Here is a 17,424-nt window from a genome sequence, read left to right as displayed (position 1 = left end):
CCTGGTGGCCGGGCTCCGTTCTTCCACCGGGCGCGAGGTGTGCCGTGAAGATTCATGAGGTGATGACCCCGGACGCGGTCTCCGCCCATCCGGAGACGACGCTGATGGCCGCCGCCGAGATGATGCGGCTGCTCAACGTGGACACCCTTCCGGTCGTCGAGGACGAGCGGGTCGTCGGCCTCGTCACCGATCGCGACATCGTCGTGAGGGGGCTGGCCCTGGGGTTCGATGCGCGCGCCACGCCCATCGTCCGGGTGATGGCCCGGCACGTACCGGGGTGTGAGCCCCAGGAGGACGTGCAAGAGGTCGCCGAGCGGATGCGGCGGTTGCGCGTGCGCCGCCTGTTCGTCCTGGACGCGCAGGAGCGACTGCTGGGCAGCGTGGGCCTCGGTGAGCTCCAGCGGGGGCCAAGGACCGCGCCCCCGGAGGACGAAGAGATCTTCGTGCACCCCCATCCCTGACGGACGGGGGCGGAGCGTCAGAAGGTGAGCGGCAACATGAACGCCGTGCCGTTTTCCGCGCCGGTGCGGTAGCTGAGCGGCGCGCCGACGACGAGCGTGGGCGGCGTCTTGCCGTCCCCTGGGGTGAGCGCCAGGGACTGGCCGAAGTTGGAGCGCTCCGCCGTGTCGCCCGTGAGCAGGAGCCAGGGCGAGGGCGCGCCCTTGACGGCCGGCCCTCCCTGGTACACGAACACCGCGCCCCCACCATCCGAGGACACCGAGGCGCCCGAGGCACTCACGATCAACTCCGGCACGCCATCGTTCGTCAGGTCCACGTTGCCGCGCACCACCGCTCCGAAATTCACGGCCCGCGTCGGGCTCACCACCATGATGGGATTGAGGTCCACGGCCTTCACGTTCACCTCGCCCGTGGTGGGCCGGCGCTTGCTCACCTCCGCCACGTCGATCAGCAGCACCGACGGCTGCGTCACGCCCTCATAGGGAATGTTGGTCGCGGTCACCGCCAGATAGTCCGCGCCGCTCTTGCCGAGCACCCGGCCCACGCGCGCCGTCGAGCCCCCCAGCCCGGCGTAGAGACCCGGGGCATCCGCCTGGCGATCCGCCAGACGCACCGTCGTCGGTACCTTGCGCGCGCACTTCGCGCCACTCGCGTCATAGCCGAACAGGATGATGACGTTGGACGCCGAGCCATCCGCGGAGCGCCACGCCACCTCGTCGCACTTGTCACCATCCAGGTCGCCCAGCGCCGCCGGGACCGAGGTCTGCCGGTCGTAGTACGGCGATGAGTAGACGGGATCGCACCCCATGGACAGCTTCGCCAGCGAGGCGTCATCCGGAGCGCGGCCCAGGAAGAGCTCGAAGCCGTTGTTGCGCAGCACGCCGATGTCCTGCTTGCCGTCGCCATTGAAGTCGAAGCCCCCGAGGACGGAGCGTCCGAGGGCGCGGCGCTTACAGGCGGAGCCCGTGTCGGTGCAGTTGGCGAAGTCCTCCGGAGCCCACAGCCAGTAGGCCTGCTTGAAGGTGCCGTCCGCCTGGCCGAGCGACACCAGCACTCCCCCCATGCCATCCACACTCGACGCCGGCACACACGCGGCCTTCTCCACGAAGTAGGGAGTGATCTCCGTGGCACGCACGTTGGCGCCCGGCTGGGTGAAGTTGCTCGCCCCCACCACCGCGTCCGCCCGCCCATCCCCGTTGAAGTCCGTGAAGGCCACGTCCGAGCCCACGCCGCGCCCGCGCCAGAGCGGCGCGGAAGCGCCCTCGGCCGCGATCGTGGACCGCGTGGCATCCCGCACCCAGGCGCGGCCGGCGTTCAGGTCGTTGCCATCCTCGTTGGTCCCCGGACCCCCCCAGCCCTGCGAGCCCACCAGCGCCACCGCGCCTCCCTGGGCCCCCTTGGCCACCGCCACGCCCTCCCCGTAGCGCTCCTTACTCGGCCGCGCCGGCACCAGGGCGCTCGTGCGCGTCCACTCGGCGAGCGAGGACCCCGCCTTGAGGTAGGCATCCACGCGGCCGGTGAAGGCCAGCCCGGGACCCGAGGCCCGTCCCGAGAAGGCCACCAGCGCCGAGGTGCCGGGCAGCGACCACGCCGCGAGCCCTGCGCCCAGGGTATCCGACTTCGTCTGCCCCTGCAGGGCGAGCAGGGGTTTGTTGAGCACCGCGCCCTTGGTCAGGGCCGCCAGGGGGTGGACGATGATCCTCCCCGCCCAGCGCAGCGGCGTGCTCGGGGACGCCAAGGGCTCGCCCAGCAGCAACTCCGGACCGGGATTGCCATCCACGTCCATCACCGCCCAGCTCCGCCCCGCGGTGGCGTTGCCCGCGTCCCCATACAGCCGGGCGAAGGCCGCCTCGCGCTTGAGCTGCACGGGAGCCGCCGCGGGCGCGCCCTGGGGCTTGTACGTGCTCAGGTCGAAGAGCAGCGCGCCCCCCGCGTCGATCATCGAGCCCAACCCACCGCTGGTGCGCAGGTCCGGCGCGTCCGCCTTGTCCGACAACACCATCAACAGCGGAGGCCGGGAGCCCTCACCCGGCACCGCCGCCAGCCGCCACGTCCCCTCGAATTTGTCCGCCGAGTAGTTGGAGGGCAGCACGATCAGGTCCGGCGCGGAGCGGATGCGCTCACCGTCCCCGCGCGCGAAGAACACCGCCACGGTCTGCTGCATCACTTCTTCGGTGGAGCCATCCGCGTTGAAGCGCGACGCCTTGCTGAGCGCCGCCAGGTCTCCCAGCCCATCCCCGTTCAGGTCCGCCACCACCAGCGCGCGGCCCAGGTCCGTGCCCTTGCGCGACTCGAGCGTGCCGCCCTTGCCCAGATCCATGCCGCCCAGGCGGGTGGCCGACAGCTGCGGCACCGTCTGGCCCGGGGTGAGCAGGTAGATGTCCACGACGCCGCGGCTGGACCCCGACCCGGGCACCAGGTCCGCCAGGGGCGAGCCCACCACCAGATCCAGATCCCCATCCCCGTCCATGTCCGCGAGCGCCAGACCCGAGCCGAAGAAGCCACGGCCCGTGTTGGTCACGGGATTGCCGATGCGCTCCGGACCCTTCTCGCCGAAGCGGTACAGGTACACCGCGCCCGAGTCGGCGATGGTGGTGTCCGCGCCCGGCGAGGACACCACCAGCTCCGCCCGGCCATCCTTGTCCAGGTCCCCCGCGAGCACCGTGTCGCCGAAGAGGGCCGAGTTCGTCTCCCCGACGAGCACCCAGGTGGGTTGCGCGGGCAGGCCCGACGAGCTGCCCTTGAAGATGAACACCGCGCCCCCGGACGGTTTGCCCAGGTCGCTCTCGCGCCGGCCCACGGCCACGTCCTCCACCCCATCCCCATCGAAGTCCGCCGTCACCACCGAGGCCATGTCCGAGAGCTGCCCGTGTGCCTGCGTCTCGCGCGTCAGCTCCGTCATCACGTGCACCGACAGGGTCGCCTTCTCGCCGGTGAACGCGTCCGTCGCCTGCACCCGTGCCGTGCCCGTCTCCTCCGGCGAGCTCACGAAGCGCCCGCCCTCCACCCGGCCCGGGCCCGACAGCTTCGCCCAGAGCATCCGGTCGGTGCCCCCCTCCGCCCGCAGCGGAATGGACGAACCCGCCGGCAGCCCCAGGAACTCGGGGCTGCCCCGCAGCATCGCGTCCTTGCGCACCTCGAACTGGAGCTGGGCCACGTCACCCGAGCGGTCATCGCGCACGCGCACCAGGTCCACGCCCTCGCCCTGGCCGGCCGTGTACACGCCCGTGGGCGACACGGTGCTGCCCGTGGGCCCCCCGTCCAACGAGAAGACGGCCGAGCCCAACACGCCCGACACCTCCACCTGGAAGCTCGTGCCCGGCTTGAGCGTGGCCCGCGTGGGCGCCACGCCGAAGGCCGCCACCACGGACATCCGCAGCCGCGCGTCGCCGGGGCAGCGCATGTCCTCCACCACCACGGTGTCCGTGCCGGGCGTGGGGCCGGCGACGAAGCGCGAGCCGTTCACCTGGCCCGAGGAGCCGCCCGGCTCGAGGCGGTAGGTGTAGTAGCCGCTGCCGCCCGTGGCCTTGAGGTTGGCGCCCGCGTTCACGCGCACCTGGGTGCTGTCCGCGGTGAGGGCCAGGGGCGCGAGGCCCACGCAGGCATCCATCGGATCCTCGCCGGGGTCCTGGCAGGCAGACGACAGCAGCGCGAGCGCGAGCGAGGCTCGGAAGATTCGATTCATGGGGGAGCGGCTCAGGGGTTGGCGCCGGTAGCGGCCCAGCGCTGGATGAGGGTGATGAGCTGCGGATCCAACGGACCGTCCGCGGGCATGCGCTGCTCGCGCACCGCCGCGATGATGAGGGAGGAGTTCTCCTTCCACAGCTCGTACGTGGACAGCCGTCGGCCGGGCCCCGTCGATTCATGGCACTTGGCGCAACGCGCCTGGTGGATGGGGCGGATGTCCTTGTCCCAGCCCAGCACCACCGTGCTCAGCGGCTCGTAGGAGAAGGCCACCGAGCGCCGGGCCCGGGTACCATCCGCGTAGGTGGCCACGGCGCTCAGCGTGTGCATGCCCGCCGCCAGGCCCGCGAAGGAATAGGAGCGGAGCGTCCCGTCCGCCTCCACGCCCCCGAGGCTGTACGCCGGCCCCTCCACGGATACCTCCGCGCCCCCCACCTCGAAGGACAGGCGCTCGGGCGGCGTCGCGCCCGGGGCTACGCGCGCGCTCACCACCAGCGTGTCCTGCACCACCGTCATGCCCTCGTACACGCCAATCACCCGGGGAACCGGGCCCCAGCTGAGCGCCAGCGTGTCCGCGCCCAGCTGCACCCACGCGCAGCCGCTCTCATCGGCCGCCAGGAAGCGGAACTCGCGGGTGTCCACGTGGGCGGCGCTCCCCCACGTGTCCGCGTCCGCGTCATAGGACAGCAGCGCGTCGCCCGACTTCACCCAGACGAAGCGGCCCGCGGCCAGCACCTGGGTGGGCGGCCGCTCCAGCAACACCGCGCGCCAGCCCCGCGCCGTGTGCCGCAGCAGCCGCTCGGACGTCATCACCCACGCCTCCGCCCCTCCCTTCTCCGAGGCGCCCAGGCCCACCAGCGCCACCACGCGCTCGCCGTCCCCGAGCGGCAGCGTGGCGGGACGCACCTGCCACACGTCCGGCGCCGTCTGCACCGCGACGCGCAGCTCACCCTCGCGCAGCAGCCACAGCGCCGAGGCCACCTTGTCCACCGGGGCCGCCACCATCGAGGTGATGCCATCCAGCGTCTGCCCCTCCACCTTGAGCGCCGCGAGTTGGCCGTCGCGCAGCCGGTACAGGCCCGACTCGTGCGCGAGCCACGCCACGCCCTCGCTCGTCGACGCGGTGGCATTGAGCCCCGGGCCGAGCAGCTCGCGCCAGGGCGGCGCGATGAGCCAGCCCGCCTGCGCCAGGAAGAGACCATTGGAGGCCTCCACCAGCGCCGAGTTCGTCCCCATCCGGAAGGCGGCGTGCACCCGCCCCGGGGCCACCCGGTTGCCGGGATGGTTCTCCAGCGCGCCCCGCGTCCCATCCAGCCGCAGGCGGATGGCCTGGCCCGAGGCCGTCGCGAAGATGCCGCCCCCCGTCTGGTCCGCGAAGCCCGGCGCCGCCGCCACGTCCGCCTGCGCCTTCACCAGCGTGGGCTGGAAGGGCACGGGGCTCGGACGATCCACCGCGACGGACGGGCCACACCCCCACAGCCCCATCCCCACCACACACACCCACCGCCGCCCCCAGGTCCGCCAGGGCACACGGCACTCGAAGTTCGAGGCTTGGCTCTTCATCACGTCACGCCAACAGGGACCGCAGGGGCTCGACACGCGTGATGCTGTAGTCCAGCCCGGCGGACGCCAGCACCGTCGCGATGATGTGATCAGGAAGGATGTTCTGGCCGTTGATGGGGTCCGACTCGCCGGTGCCCAGGTTCACCACGGCCGGTGCCATGGCGATGTCACCGCTGCGCCCGAACACCGTGTTGTGCTTGAGCCCCGCGCCCATCATCAGACAGCTATTGGTGAGATGGTGGTCGCGGCCGGACGCGGCGTTGAGCAGCGGCGTGCGAGCGAACTCCGAGTAGACCAGGATGGTGGTGTGGTCCATGAAGGTGTCGCCGGCCTTGTACGGGTGCGGGGTGTTGCGCAGGTCATTCACCAGCAGGGCGAGCGCCTCGAAGCCCTTGCGCAGGTTGAGCGCATGCGTCGTCTGCGAGCCGAAGTGGGTGTCCAGGCCCCCCGCCAGGTTGATGGACACGCACTGGCTGATGCCCTTCTTGAGCGCCGTGGCCACCAGCGCCGCGCGTCCCGCCGCGTCGTCGTACGGACCACTCTCGCCCAGTTTGTAGGCGAGCCGCACCGCCTTGGCCTCATCGGTGTTCTGTTCGAAGCGGAACGCGTTGTCCAGGCGGCTGGAGATGACCTGCCGCATCTGGCCGCGGCTCGACGAGTACATGGTGCCCACCCCACCGGCGCCATAGGCCGCCGCCTCGCAGGAGATGGGCTGGCCGCTGAAGTCCACGAGCTGCTTCTCCAGCTCGCTGTCGAGCTGGGTGGGGCTGGGCGCGAGCGCGAGCAGCAGGTCGCTCGACTTGCTCACCTTGAGCGCGTTGGCGGAGCCCGGGTAGCGGTCGTTGTACGTCTCCACGTTGTAGGCGATGGAGGGGATGGGCACCGGGGGCGCCATCTGCCCCACCACCTCGGTGGCCGTGGACGAGCCCCGCGCCGCGGCACCGATGGGACGCTTGCCGGTGATGAAGTAGCGCCTGCCCTCCTCATGCGCGAGCGTGGTCATGTTGATGCCCCGCACCACCGTCATGAGATCGTAGTGGTCCGCCAGGGCGCCCACCGCCGGACCGAAGGTGATGTTGGAGAGGGCGGCGCCCGGGCGCTTGCCCGGCACGATGGGCCGGGTGGGGATGCTCGGATCGGTGAAGCTGTAGCCCGGCTGGATGCGCGTCTGGGAGACCCGGTCCGGCGTGAAGACGTTGGGATCCCTCGGATCGAAGGCGAGCAGCTGGTCCCACCCACCATCGAAGTAGACGAAGACGAAGCAGCGATCAGAGGGCTTGAGCGAGGTGCTCTGCGCGAAGGCGCGGAAGGGCGTGCTCCCGAACAGGGTGGTGCCCATGAAGCCCGCGGCGGCCTTGAGAAAGGTGCGGCGTCCGGCGGACGTGTCGTGGTTCTTCTTCATTGGTGCGTCTCCCCGGAGCGGTCAGTAGGTGAGGAAGCGGGAGTCGGTCATCAGACCGATGCAGAGGGCCGCGAGGGCTTGATCCCGCTTCTTGATCGTCTCGGCGCGAGCGGCCGCCTTGGTGAAGAAGCCCGCCCAGCGCGTCAGCTCCTCGTCATGCAACGGCGAGCCCCAGAAGCGGGTGGACAGGTACACGAGCAGCTCGCGCACCTGGGCGTCGGTGAGCTTGCGCAGGTCGCCCACGGTGCCATCGGGCAGCGTGCGGGCGAGCACCCGATCCTTCGCCACGGTCAGCTTCAGGTCCGCGCCCGCCCGGGCCACGCACACCTCGCGCGCCCCGTCCTCGAGGAACTTGGCGAACACGAGGTTGGCCTCGGTGCTCTCCGCGTTGACGAGCGCGAAGTCCGCGCGGCCCAGGGATGCCGCCCGGCTGTTGAGCTTCGACCAGGGCTGTCCCAGCGCCGTCTGGATGGAGGCGCCGAGCTGATCCACGGTGAGGCGGCGCGCGGAGCGTCCCACGCGGCCGTCCTGTTGCTCCGGATCCGGCAGGGGAACCACGCCGCCGTTGCCATGGAGGCCGTCATCGGGGGGCTCTTGGACGTCCACGGGGGTGAGCGTGCCAGGGGAACCGCTCTGGTCACACGCGGCGGTGCCGAGCGCGACGAGCGCGAGCAGGAGCAGGCGGCGCATCAGTCGATCCTCCGGTAGGCGTCCGACAGCATCAGACGCTCGATGAGACCCTTGAGACGGTGGTTGTCGGCGGCGAAGTCCGCGGAGAACCGCTCGAGATAGAGCGCCTGCTCCTGCGACGACATGGGGCGGCCGAGGAACTCCTCCCAGATGCGCCGCACCGCGCAGCGCTCCAGGTCCCCGCCCTGCAAGAGGCGCTGCACGAGCAGCTGGGGCCCCCCCTCGATGTTCTGCTCCTCGGCGGCGTTGCGGTAGAGGAACGAGGTGAGCGTGCCGAGCGAGCGCGCGCCCTCCTCGTCATAGGCCTGCATCACGTACTGGGAGCACTCGCCACCGCAGGAGGTGTTGCCCGCGAGGGCGCAGTCGTAGCACTTGGGATCGAAGCGGGGAAAGCGAGAGGGCTCCAGGTAGAGCGCGGCGCGCTCGGCGAAGCGGCCCCAGTGCGCGCCCGTGGGCTCGATGGTGGCGTGGCAGTCCTTGCAGGCGCAGCGCGTGGCGAGGTTGTTGTCGCGGTTGCACGCGTCCTCGGCCGCGGGCGGGCGGTTGTTGGAGGGCACGAACGCCTTGCACAGGAAGGCCGAGTAGAAGTGGTTGACGCGCGCGCGCTGGGTGGGGAAGCGGTAGAGCCAGGCCGGCGTGGTGAGCACGCCCGAGTGCTGGGGGCCGCGCACGTACTCGCGCCACGTGTTCGCGTCCGCGAACGGCAGCATCGGCATCGACTCGGCGGGAGCGGGTGAGGACAGGGAGAAGACACCCACGCCCTGCTGGGGATCGCGGTACAGCTCGGACAGGGGGCCGTTCACGAAGGAGCGGCGCGTGGTGAGGATGTTGAAATAGGGCTCGTCGTTGCGCAACACCGCGTCGGCGATGAGCTCGGGCTCGGTGTTGATCGCCGACACGCGGGAGGAGTGGGTGACGGCGGCGGTGGTGGCGGTCGCCGAGTCCTCGCAGCGGCGCATCTTCTCGCCACACCCACAGCTGCGGTCACCATTGAAGCGCGCCGTCGTGCACGACTCGAGCGTCCAGGGGTTGACCGAGCGCTCCTGCGCCTCGATGGCGCAGATGCGCACCTCCGGCCCACCGAGGTTCCAGAAGGGCGCGGGCCGCGTCACGTACCCCTCGCGCTGGAAGCACCCGCGCTGCGGGACGTAGGTGCCCTCCACGCCGTTGCGCGGATTCATCGTCAGCGTGCACCGGTCCAGCTGGGTGAGCGTGGTGGTGTCGCTCGGATTGGCATGCTTGAAGGACACCACCTTGCCCGAGGAGTCCGTCGCCTCCACGGTGAGCGCGGACGTGGACGTCTTGTCCGGGTGCGGCTTGCACAGGTGCGGCACCAGCGCGGTGCCCACCCGCCGCATGTCGCAGAAGTACATGTACTTGGGATTCAGGGGATCCTTCGCCTTCTTCGTCGCCGCCTCGCACGAGTTGATGGCTGGATCGGGGACGGGCTCCTTGGTCGGGTCGGCGTTGGGCACCAGATCCAACCGGCTGCACTGGTAATAGGAGGTGGTGTCGTAATCCCAGCTCACCGGCAGCGGCACGCCCCGCGCGTCGTAGCAGGCCTTGGTCGTGGTGGGCTCGGCGTGCGGATCCTGCCGGGGGGCGGTGGCGCACGAGTCCTGGGGGATGTAACTGTCACAACCGATGCCATTGGCCCCGCGCAACGACACGCTGCTGTTGCCGCGCATGGACAGGGCTTCCGTCGCGTCCCCCTTGCCATACAGACGCGAGTTGGTGTTGTTGTTGACGCTGCCGTTGATGTTGCTCCAGAGCAGCGCGCGGTGATAGCCGCGCATGCGCGTGTAGAACTCCTCCGAGTTCATCATCGAGCGCACGTCCTCGACCGACACCTCGCCCTTGGTCCGCACCGCCGCGTACTCCTCCACGGTGGGCGGGCGGCCGAGCAGATCCAATGACAGTTGGCGCAGGTAGCGCTCCAGGGGAAGCTTCGTGACCGGCGCGCACACGGGCCCATCCTCGGCCAGAACGGGCGTTGGCCCGAGGAGCAGTATGGCGGCCAGGGGGACGAGGACGCTGCGTGCGAAGGGCACGGGCACCTCCTTGAGACTGCGGGTGGGGGAAAACCGCGGTTGGTCTTTATGCCATGAATTCAAACTACTGAACAAGTGGCCTTTTCCTATTAGACGGGAAAATCACGCTCCCGCGGTGCGGTTGCATCGGGGGCGCGGCCGGGTCAAAAGACAAGCCATGTCCAACGCCGCCGGTGCCCCCCTGTCGCGGGGGGAGAACGATCGTCCCTTCTACATCTTCACCGCGGTGGTCTCCACCGCGGCGCTCGCGTTCCTCGCCTGGCTGCTGCTCATCCGCCGAGGGGGCACGGTGGGAGGGGTGGACTTGCGCTTCCTGCCCGCGGTGAACGCGAGCCTCAACGCGCTGGCGGCGGCGTTCCTCACCGCGGGCTGGGTGGCCATCCGCCAGAAGGCCCGGCGCGCGCACCAGTACCTCATGGTGTCCGCCTTCGCTTCCTCGTCGCTCTTCCTGGTGTGCTACCTGGCCTACCACTACGTGCACGGGGACACGCGCTACGCGGGCGGCGGCGCGCTCAAGGTGGTGTACCTGCTCATCCTGGCCAGCCACGTGCTGCTGTCCACCGCCGTGGTGCCGGGCGCGCTGCTGGCCTTCTACTTCGCGTGGCGCAACGCCTTCGAGAAGCACCGCAAGGTGACGCGGTGGCTGGCGCCCATCTGGCTCTACGTGTCCGTGACGGGCGTGGTCATCTTCTTCATGCTGCGCGGCAGCCTGCCCTCCTCGCCCTGAAGCGCGCCCGAGCGGCTCAGGGGTGGGCCTCGGAATTGGGGCTCGTCCCCCGCGCGAGCGTCTCGCGGGGCAGGCGCACGGTGAAGGCCGAGCCCCGTCCCTCCTCGCTCTCCACGGTGAGGGTGCCTCCGTGCATCATCACCATCCGGTAGGCGCTCGCCAGACCCACGCCGCTGCCGGAGATGGCCGGCGCCACGTTCCGGCCGCGGCGGAAGCGCTCGAAGATGTGGGGCAGATCCTCCGCGGGGATGCCCATGCCCTGATCCCTCACGCACAGCCGCACCCAGCCCTCCGGACCGGAGGACTCCTCGCTCAACGACACGTCGATGGTGCCTCCGCGCGGGCAGTACTTCACGGCGTTGCCCAGCAGGTTGTCCAACACCCGCTCCAGGCTCGACGCGTCCCACTGGCCCCGGAAGTCCATGCCCTCCACGTGCAGTTGCACCGGGTGCGTGGCCGCCAGGGGCCCCAGCTCGCGCACCTTGGTGCGCACCAGCGCGAGCAGGTCCACCGACTCGCGATGCAGGGGCCGCTCGCCGCCCTTGGACACCGCGAGGAAGTGGTCGATGAGCTCGCTCATGCGCTGCGTGCCCCGGAGGATCTGCGCCAGCCGCGCCTCCACGCCCGGCGTCTGCGCCTCCTGGGGGAGCTGGCGCCGCAGGAGCTGGGTGCTCAGGAGGATGCTCTGCAGCGGGCCCTTGAGGTCATGCGTGGCGATGGCGAAGAACTCGTCGCGCACCGCCAGCGCCGCCCGGGCCGCCTGCTCGGCGACCTCCGCCCGCAGGCGCCGCTCCTCCAGCTCGCGCGTCATGCGCATGGACTCCACCGCGTTGTGCAGGCTGTGGCGCAGGCGCTCCGGGGAGAAACCATCCTTGAGGAGGTAGTCATGGGCACCCGCGCGCATCGCGTCCACCGCCACGCGCTCGTTGCCGCTGCCCGTGAAGACGATCACCGCCGGCATCTGCTCGCCGTAGCGCTCCTTGAGCCCCCGCAACAGCGAGATGCCATCGATGCCCGGCAGGTGGAAATCCAGCACCAGGGCATCCGGCATCGGGGGGTGGTGGAGCCGCTCCAGTGCCTCCTCGGCCGAGCCCGCGAGCTCCACCTCCCAGCGCGTCCCGGTGTCCTTCTCCAAGGCTCGCCGCAGTGCCCGCTGATCCGCCAGGCTGTCGTCGACAAGGAGTACGCGCAAACTCATCCCGGGGACAAGCCTCCGAGCCCGGGAAGCCGCGCGACATTGAACCAGAAGTGATGCAGGGCGTTCACGACGTCCTCGAGTTCCTCGAGCCCGCTGGGCTTGAAGAGATAGCTGTTGGCGCCCAGTTCATAGGCACCATCCACGTCCTCCACGCGCTTGGAGTTGGAGAAGATGATGACGGGCAGGGAGCGCAGGTGGGCGTCCGCCTTGAGCGTGGAGAGGATCTCCCGTCCTCCGACTCCGGGCAGGTGCAGGTCCAACAGGACGAGCATGGGCCGGGGCGCATCCACGTACGCGCCCCGATGGAACAGATAGTCGAGCGCCGACTCTCCGTCCGCCACCCGAGTGATGGGCCACGACAGCGAGAGCTTGCGCGACAGGCGCTGCAACGCTTCGGCGTCGGGATCACTGTCCTCGACGAGCAGCACTGGCCGTTTGAGCTCATCCATCATCCGGGCCCCTTGCCCAGGGTGAAGTAGAAGGTGGAGCCCTGGCCGGGCGCGGATTCCACCCACAGATCGCCACCATGCAATTGAATGAGCCGGCGCGCGATGGACAATCCCGCCCCATTGCCTCCTCCGTACGCATGCGCGGGATGCAGGCGACGGAACATCTCGAAGATGGTCTCGTGGAACCGCTCTGGAATACCGATGCCGTTGTCGCGCACGTAGAAAACGTACTCATCCGCCCGTCGGCGTGTCGGGTTGGACAGGGGCTCCTCGGGGGTGATGAAGCCGACCTCCACCCAGCGAGGCTTGCCTGCCTGGTGATACTTGGCCGCATTGGTGAGCAGGTTGGACCAGACCTGGTGGATGCGCACCCGGTCGCACGCCAGCACGGGGAGCCGGCGAGGGACCCTCACCTCGATCTGGTTCTCCTGGATGCGTGACGACACGATGGTCAACACGTCCTCCAGGATTTCATGAATGTCCGCCTGGCCCCAGGACAGCTCCACGCGCCCGACCCGGCTGTACTCGAAGAGCGCCTCCATCTGCCCCTGGGTGCGCCCGGCCAGCCAGCGCACCTCCTCCAACTGCTTGCGCCCCTCGCTGCCCACGACCTCCCCCACGTCCTCCAGGAGGAAGCTCACGTACTGCTGGATGCCGCGCAGGGGCTCCTTGAGGTCGTGCGCCACGGTGCCACCGAAGGCATCCAGCTCCGCGTTGGAGCGCGTGAGGGCGGCGGCGTGGCGCAACAACACGCCCACCAGGGCCCCGCGCAGTCCGGCGGCGGCGGTCCGGTCCTCCGGTGTCCATGGCAGGCTCGCCCCCTGCACCGTCTCCTGCCAGGCCTCGAAGGAGGCGCGCGGATGCAACCGCTGGGTGCCGGAGCCCTGGACGGCGGGCTTGAGCGGATTGCCCGCCCAGGTGACGGTGCGCGTGACTTCCGGACGGAACCAGATGACGAAGCGGGGAGCGCTCGGATCCAGACGCACCGCGAGCAGGCCACTGGCCACGTCCAGGTAGGCCCGCGCGGGTTCATACACCTGGCCGAGCCGCTCCGTGTGGAAGATGGTGCCCTCGAAGGGCTGGCGGGCGAGCCACTCGCCCAGGGCCTTCACCTCGTCCAGGGTGGGCGTGGCCCCCATGAGGATGGGCGCCTCACCGAGCAGGAGCGTCGCGCCCGTGGAGCCCGTGAGCCCCAGCACCGAGTCCGCCTCGCGCGAGAGCGACACCGGCAGGGAGCTCGAGTCCACCGACAGGCGCTCCATCAACTGCGTCTGGAATTGCGCCCGGCGGGCGATCTCGGCGGCCATCGTGGCGCGCTCCTCGGACGCCAGTTGCAGCGACACCAGCCGGGCCAGCACGTCGCACGCCCGGCGCGCGGCGGCCGGCACCTTCAAGGGCGTGCGGTGATGGCATGCGATGAGGCCCCACAGCGAGCCCTCGCGCAGCAGGGAGATGGACATGGACGCGCCCACGCCCATGTTGGCCAGGTACTCCAGGTGCACCGGTGACACGCTGCGCAGGGCCGCGCCCGACAGGTCCAAGGGCCGCCCCAACTCGGGGAGCACCGCGGGCACCAGCGGCACGGGCCGCGCGCGCGCGTCGGCGATGAGCCGCAGGGTGTTGCGGACATAGAGGGCACGGGCCTGCACGGGGATGTCGGTCGCGGGGAAGTGCAACCCCATGAAGCTGTCCATCTCCGGGTCCCGGCTCTCGGCCACCACCTCGCCGTGCCAGTCGGCGTCGAAGAGGTACACCATCACCCGATCGAAGCCGGAGAGCGTGCGCACCGCGCCCGCCACCTCCTGCAGGAGCGCCCGCGGCCCCTTGGCCCGCGTCAGGGGCGAGAGGATCTGATCCACCATGACCAGGGCCCCCTCCTCGCCGGAGTCGCTGCTGACGGGCTCCAGGTCCAGCACCGCCAGCCCATCGCTGCGGTGCAGGAGCCCCACGAAGGCGTGCCCCGCGGCCTCGATGCGCAGGGTGCCGCTGGGGCCCTGCTGGGACAGGGCCCGGTTGAGCAGGGCGAGCGACGTGGGGTGGAGGAACTCCGCCAGGGGCTGGCCCAGCAGGGCCTGGGGCGCCCGTCCCAACCAGGCCTCGATGTTGGCGCTCACCACCCGCAGGGTGAGGTCCGGCTCGGAAAAGGCCACCAGGGCGCCGTGCGGTTGGATGCCGCCCAACAGGTGGATGGGCTCGCGGTCACATTCCGTGAGTTCGGTCTGGGAGACAGGGGGATTCATGAACGGGCGACCTCACGGAAACGGGCTTCGAAAGCGTCGAACGTGGCCTGAGCCCCTCGGATGACACGGGGAGCGAGAGCGGGCTCGGGACAGGCGCGCAGCAGGGCGTCACCGAAGGACTTCCACATGGGACCCACGTCCTCACCATAGGCCCGGAAGAAAGCGAAGCGCCCCACGGGCGTGCCCTCGAAGTGGCGCACGAGGTGGCGCAGGATGAGTTGACCTCCCAGCGTCGAGCCCTCCAACACGTAGAGGGCCCCGAGCGCCTCGGGCACCCCGGGCACGGCGGGAGGGTGCGCGAGGGGCGGCAGCCGGGCCAGGGAGAGTTCGTCGTGACCGAGCGCCAGGAGATCCTCGCGCAACAGGTGCAGCTTGCGGCGTTCGTTCACGCGCAGCTCGGGATGGGACACCTCCAGGTGCTCGGCCACGGCCGGCTCCAGGAAGGCATGGAGCGCGTGGAGCGCCTCCAGGTGCGCGCGGTAGCCGGACACGGAGAGGTCCGGCGCCATGAGACGCACCACGCTCTCGGCGCGCTCATGGTGGGGTCGGGTTCCGGCCTTCAACGACTGCAACAGGTTCGGGGATTCGAGGGAAAGCAACACCCCTCCAAGAATGGATGTGGGGAGAAGGCCGGGGAACCCGCCCGGCCCGCAAGTGTCCACCTTTGGCCAAGGCGGCTAGTCGGGGGAGGACTCGGTGGGGGTGAGGGCGAAGTTGATGCCACTCACCGTCCGGCCCGTGCTCACCTCGATGGGCTCGATGTTGGCGGGGTCACGCCAGGCCCCCAACCGCTCTCCGTCCTCGAAGAACTCCTCGTCCCCATCCTCGTCGATGGTGGCGATCGCCAGGTAGGTGCGCGGAGTGAGCTTCATGCTGTAGGAGTAGCCACTGGACGCGGGCACCAGCGCAAACCCCTCCTCCTCGAGCTTCAGCTCGCCCGCGGCGTCCTCGAAGAAGAAGGCGAGGATGATGTCCTTGTCCTCGAGGCTGCCCACCTGGATCTTCACCGCCACGGTGGCCGACTGCCCGTTGTCACCCGTGAGGGTGAGCTGCGCCGGGTACTCCCCACGCGACAGGCCCGAGGTGTTGACGGCCACCGGCAGCGAGGCCGAGCGGTAGGCGGACACGGTGACGGTGTTGCCGCTCGGGAAGGACAGCGCGGAGGCGTACGTCCCCGAGGCCTTCACACTCACCTTGAGCGAGCCGCCGCCGAGGTTGCGCACCGCGAGCGACTGGGTGCTGGTGCCCAGGAAGGAGATCTGGTTGGCCCCCACTCCGAGCTCCGATGGGCGTGACGGATCCAACCCGTTCTTGGCCGCCAACACGGCGGCCTGGGCGTTGACGAGCCCCGCGCCGCAGCCCTCGCCGCACTTGCTCGCCGGATCCGCGGTCGCGATGAGGATCTGCTCGACCTCGTCCGAGGTGAGAGCCGGGTTCTGCGCCTTCATCAGCGCCACGATGCCGGCCACGTGCGGCGCGGCCATGCTGGTGCCCTGGTAGTAGGCCCACACGGGCGTGTTGTCGTCGTCCAGGATGGGGGAGAGCACGCCGTCCGGCTTGCCATCCCCATCGAGGTCCTCCGACACCTCACCGCCGGTGGCCATCACGTCCACGTCGGCGCCGTAGTTGGAGTAGCTGGCGCGCTTGCCGTTGAAGCGCGTGGCGCCCACGCAGATGACGTTGTCCTGGTTGCACGGAGAGAAGGCGCTCGCGTCGACGTTGTCGTTGCCCGCCGCCACGACGATGATGACGCCCTTCGACACGGCGTTGTCGATGACCTCCTGGAGCACCTGGCTCGGGGGAGACTCCCCGCCGAGGCTCATGTTGATGACCTGGACGGGATTGCGGTTCGTGCTCAATCCGGGAACCGGCAGGCCCACGGCCCACTGGATGCCCGCGGCGATGTCGGCGAACGAGCCGCCCTCCTTGCCCAGCGCGCGCACGGGAACGAGGGGACCCGCCCAGGTCACCCCGGCCACGCCCGCGCCCTCGTTGGACACCGCGCCGATGGTGCCCGCCACGTGCGAGCCATGCCACGAGGAGCTTCCGTTGGGCTGGTCCTTGCCCATGTCCGTGGCATCCATGTCGCGCCCGTCGCCGTCTCCCGCGGTGGCGACATCGGAGATGAGGTCCACGCCCTGCACGACACGGCCGTTGAGGTCCGGGTGCCGGACGATGCCCGAGTCGATGATGCCCACGGCGACACTGGTGGAGCCCGTGGTGATGTCCCAGGCGGCCGGCAGGTTCATCATCCGGTAGTGCCACTGGCGCGAGTAGCCCGGATCATTGGGCGTCCTGAAGGCGTACACCCGGGCGTTCTTCTCCGCGTAGCGCACGCCGCGCATGCCCTGCACGGACTGGGCGAGCGCCTCCGTCGCGAGTGCCCGCATGACCCCGGGATACAGGGGCGCGTAGCCGATGAGGTGCAGGTACTCGGTGATGGCGCCCTTGTACACCGCGCGGTAGCCGGAGAGTTGCACGCGCGAGAGGGCCTCGGACTCGGAGAGGTTCGCCTCCTCGAAGCGGACGATGACCTCACCCGGGACGGAGTCCACGCCTGGCGTCCCTTCCGCGGACAGAGCCGAGCGCCGCGCCGCCCGCTGCGCCGTGACGGCCCGCGTCAGGGAGGCGGACAGCCGCCGCCGGATCGCCGGATCCTTCAACTGCTCGGGCCAGGCGGCCGGGGACGTGGCGGATTGGAGACGGAAGGGCGTCAGGGTGCCCTTCACCGTGCCCGTGTTCGCGGGCGAACCCGGCTCGGGCTCGAGGATCTCCTCCAGGTTGCACGCGGAGACGGACAGGAGCCCCAACAGGGCGAGACGACGGAACATGCGGGTTTTCCTTGGACGCATGAGGACCCTCCAACAATCTGGACGGCGAGACATTCCGCCTCCTTACTCGCCTGACCCTGGACCGGGCGAGAACCTTCTCTCTACAGTGCGCGCGCGATGACACCGGCCT

Annotated in this window: 12 protein-coding genes; 2 read left to right on the top strand and 10 right to left on the bottom strand. The window is 70.2% G+C overall.

From position 1 onward, the window contains the following. The first annotated feature begins 44 nt into the window (after nt 1–44). Nucleotides 45–461, top strand: a complete 417-nt coding sequence (locus tag D187_RS56410; protein ID WP_002628085.1) for a CBS domain-containing protein — start codon at nt 45–47, stop codon at nt 459–461. Nucleotides 462–478: 17 nt separating this feature from the next. Here D187_RS56410 and D187_RS23330 read toward each other — a convergent pair whose 3' ends face one another. Genes D187_RS23330 through D187_RS23310 form a run of 5 tightly spaced genes read right to left on the bottom strand, consistent with a single transcriptional unit; the run spans nt 479 to nt 9,849 of the window. Beyond that, entirely contained in the window at nt 479–4,144 is a 3,666-nt protein-coding gene (locus D187_RS23330) for an FG-GAP-like repeat-containing protein (RefSeq protein WP_002628084.1), read from the bottom strand. Nucleotides 4,145–4,155: 11 nt separating this feature from the next. Continuing rightward, complete coding sequence (locus D187_RS23325; protein ID WP_245591795.1) at nt 4,156–5,706, bottom strand: hypothetical protein; 1,551 nt, start codon at nt 5,704–5,706, stop codon at nt 4,156–4,158. Nucleotides 5,707–5,710: 4 nt separating this feature from the next. Beyond that, nucleotides 5,711–7,108: a DUF1501 domain-containing protein gene (locus D187_RS23320; protein WP_002628082.1), complete on the bottom strand. Its 1,398-nt coding sequence runs from the start codon at nt 7,106–7,108 to the stop codon at nt 5,711–5,713. A 21-nt stretch (nt 7,109–7,129) separates the two neighbouring features. Then, a complete protein-coding gene (locus D187_RS23315) occupies nt 7,130–7,798 on the bottom strand; it encodes a hypothetical protein (protein WP_002628081.1) in 669 nt (222 codons plus the stop codon). Next, nucleotides 7,798–9,849 (bottom strand): hypothetical protein, encoded by a 2,052-nt coding sequence (locus D187_RS23310; protein WP_002628080.1) that lies wholly within the window; start codon nt 9,847–9,849, stop codon nt 7,798–7,800. Before D187_RS23310 ends, D187_RS23315 begins: the two co-directional genes overlap by 1 nt. A 157-nt stretch (nt 9,850–10,006) precedes the next feature. Here D187_RS23310 and D187_RS23305 point away from each other — a divergent pair, with 157 nt between their 5' ends. Then, nucleotides 10,007–10,576, top strand: coding sequence for a DUF420 domain-containing protein (locus D187_RS23305; protein ID WP_002628079.1), 570 nt, complete (start codon nt 10,007–10,009; stop codon nt 10,574–10,576). 16 nt (nt 10,577–10,592) lie between these two features. On the opposite strand, the gene D187_RS23300 is transcribed toward D187_RS23305, so the two are convergent. The 5 genes from D187_RS23300 to D187_RS23280 form a co-directional block, all read right to left on the bottom strand. After that, on the bottom strand, nt 10,593–11,774 hold the full coding sequence (locus tag D187_RS23300; RefSeq protein ID WP_043431261.1) for a hybrid sensor histidine kinase/response regulator: 1,182 nt from the start codon (nt 11,772–11,774) through the stop codon (nt 10,593–10,595). After that, complete coding sequence (locus D187_RS23295; protein WP_063725012.1) at nt 11,771–12,226, bottom strand: response regulator; 456 nt, start codon at nt 12,224–12,226, stop codon at nt 11,771–11,773. Before D187_RS23295 ends, D187_RS23300 begins: the two co-directional genes overlap by 4 nt. Then, nucleotides 12,223–14,463, bottom strand: coding sequence for an ATP-binding protein (locus tag D187_RS23290; RefSeq protein WP_002628076.1), 2,241 nt, complete (start codon nt 14,461–14,463; stop codon nt 12,223–12,225). The genes D187_RS23295 and D187_RS23290 overlap by 4 nt, the downstream gene beginning before the upstream one ends. Continuing rightward, entirely contained in the window at nt 14,460–15,065 is a 606-nt protein-coding gene (locus tag D187_RS23285) for a biliverdin-producing heme oxygenase (RefSeq protein WP_438356963.1), read from the bottom strand. The genes D187_RS23290 and D187_RS23285 overlap by 4 nt, the downstream gene beginning before the upstream one ends. A gap of 75 nt (nt 15,066–15,140) precedes the next feature. Further along, complete coding sequence (locus D187_RS23280; RefSeq protein ID WP_002628074.1) at nt 15,141–17,294, bottom strand: S8 family peptidase; 2,154 nt, start codon at nt 17,292–17,294, stop codon at nt 15,141–15,143. Nucleotides 17,295–17,424: the final 130 nt, after the last annotated feature.

It is taken from the genome of Cystobacter fuscus DSM 2262, from assembly GCF_000335475.2.
GTDB classification, from domain to species: Bacteria; Myxococcota; Myxococcia; order Myxococcales; family Myxococcaceae; genus Cystobacter; species Cystobacter fuscus.
This window is presented reverse-complemented; position numbering and strand designations above follow the sequence as displayed.

Bases quoted from the DNA above. Each gene is read 5' to 3' on its own strand.
- D187_RS23320 (WP_002628082.1), bottom strand. From the start codon at position 7,108: ATGAAGAAGAACCACGACACGTCCGCCGGACGCCGCACCTTTCTCAAG.
- D187_RS23305 (WP_002628079.1), top strand. From the start codon at position 10,007: ATGTCCAACGCCGCCGGTGCCCCCCTGTCGCGGGGGGAGAACGATCGT.
- D187_RS23330 (WP_002628084.1), bottom strand. From the start codon at position 4,144: ATGAATCGAATCTTCCGAGCCTCGCTCGCGCTCGCGCTGCTGTCGTCT.
- D187_RS23300 (WP_043431261.1), bottom strand. From the start codon at position 11,774: ATGAGTTTGCGCGTACTCCTTGTCGACGACAGCCTGGCGGATCAGCGG.
- D187_RS23315 (WP_002628081.1), bottom strand. From the start codon at position 7,798: ATGCGCCGCCTGCTCCTGCTCGCGCTCGTCGCGCTCGGCACCGCCGCG.
- D187_RS23325 (WP_245591795.1), bottom strand. From the start codon at position 5,706: ATGAAGAGCCAAGCCTCGAACTTCGAGTGCCGTGTGCCCTGGCGGACC.
- D187_RS23295 (WP_063725012.1), bottom strand. From the start codon at position 12,226: ATGATGGATGAGCTCAAACGGCCAGTGCTGCTCGTCGAGGACAGTGAT.
- D187_RS23280 (WP_002628074.1), bottom strand. From the start codon at position 17,294: ATGTTCCGTCGTCTCGCCCTGTTGGGGCTCCTGTCCGTCTCCGCGTGC.
- D187_RS23290 (WP_002628076.1), bottom strand. From the start codon at position 14,463: ATGAATCCCCCTGTCTCCCAGACCGAACTCACGGAATGTGACCGCGAG.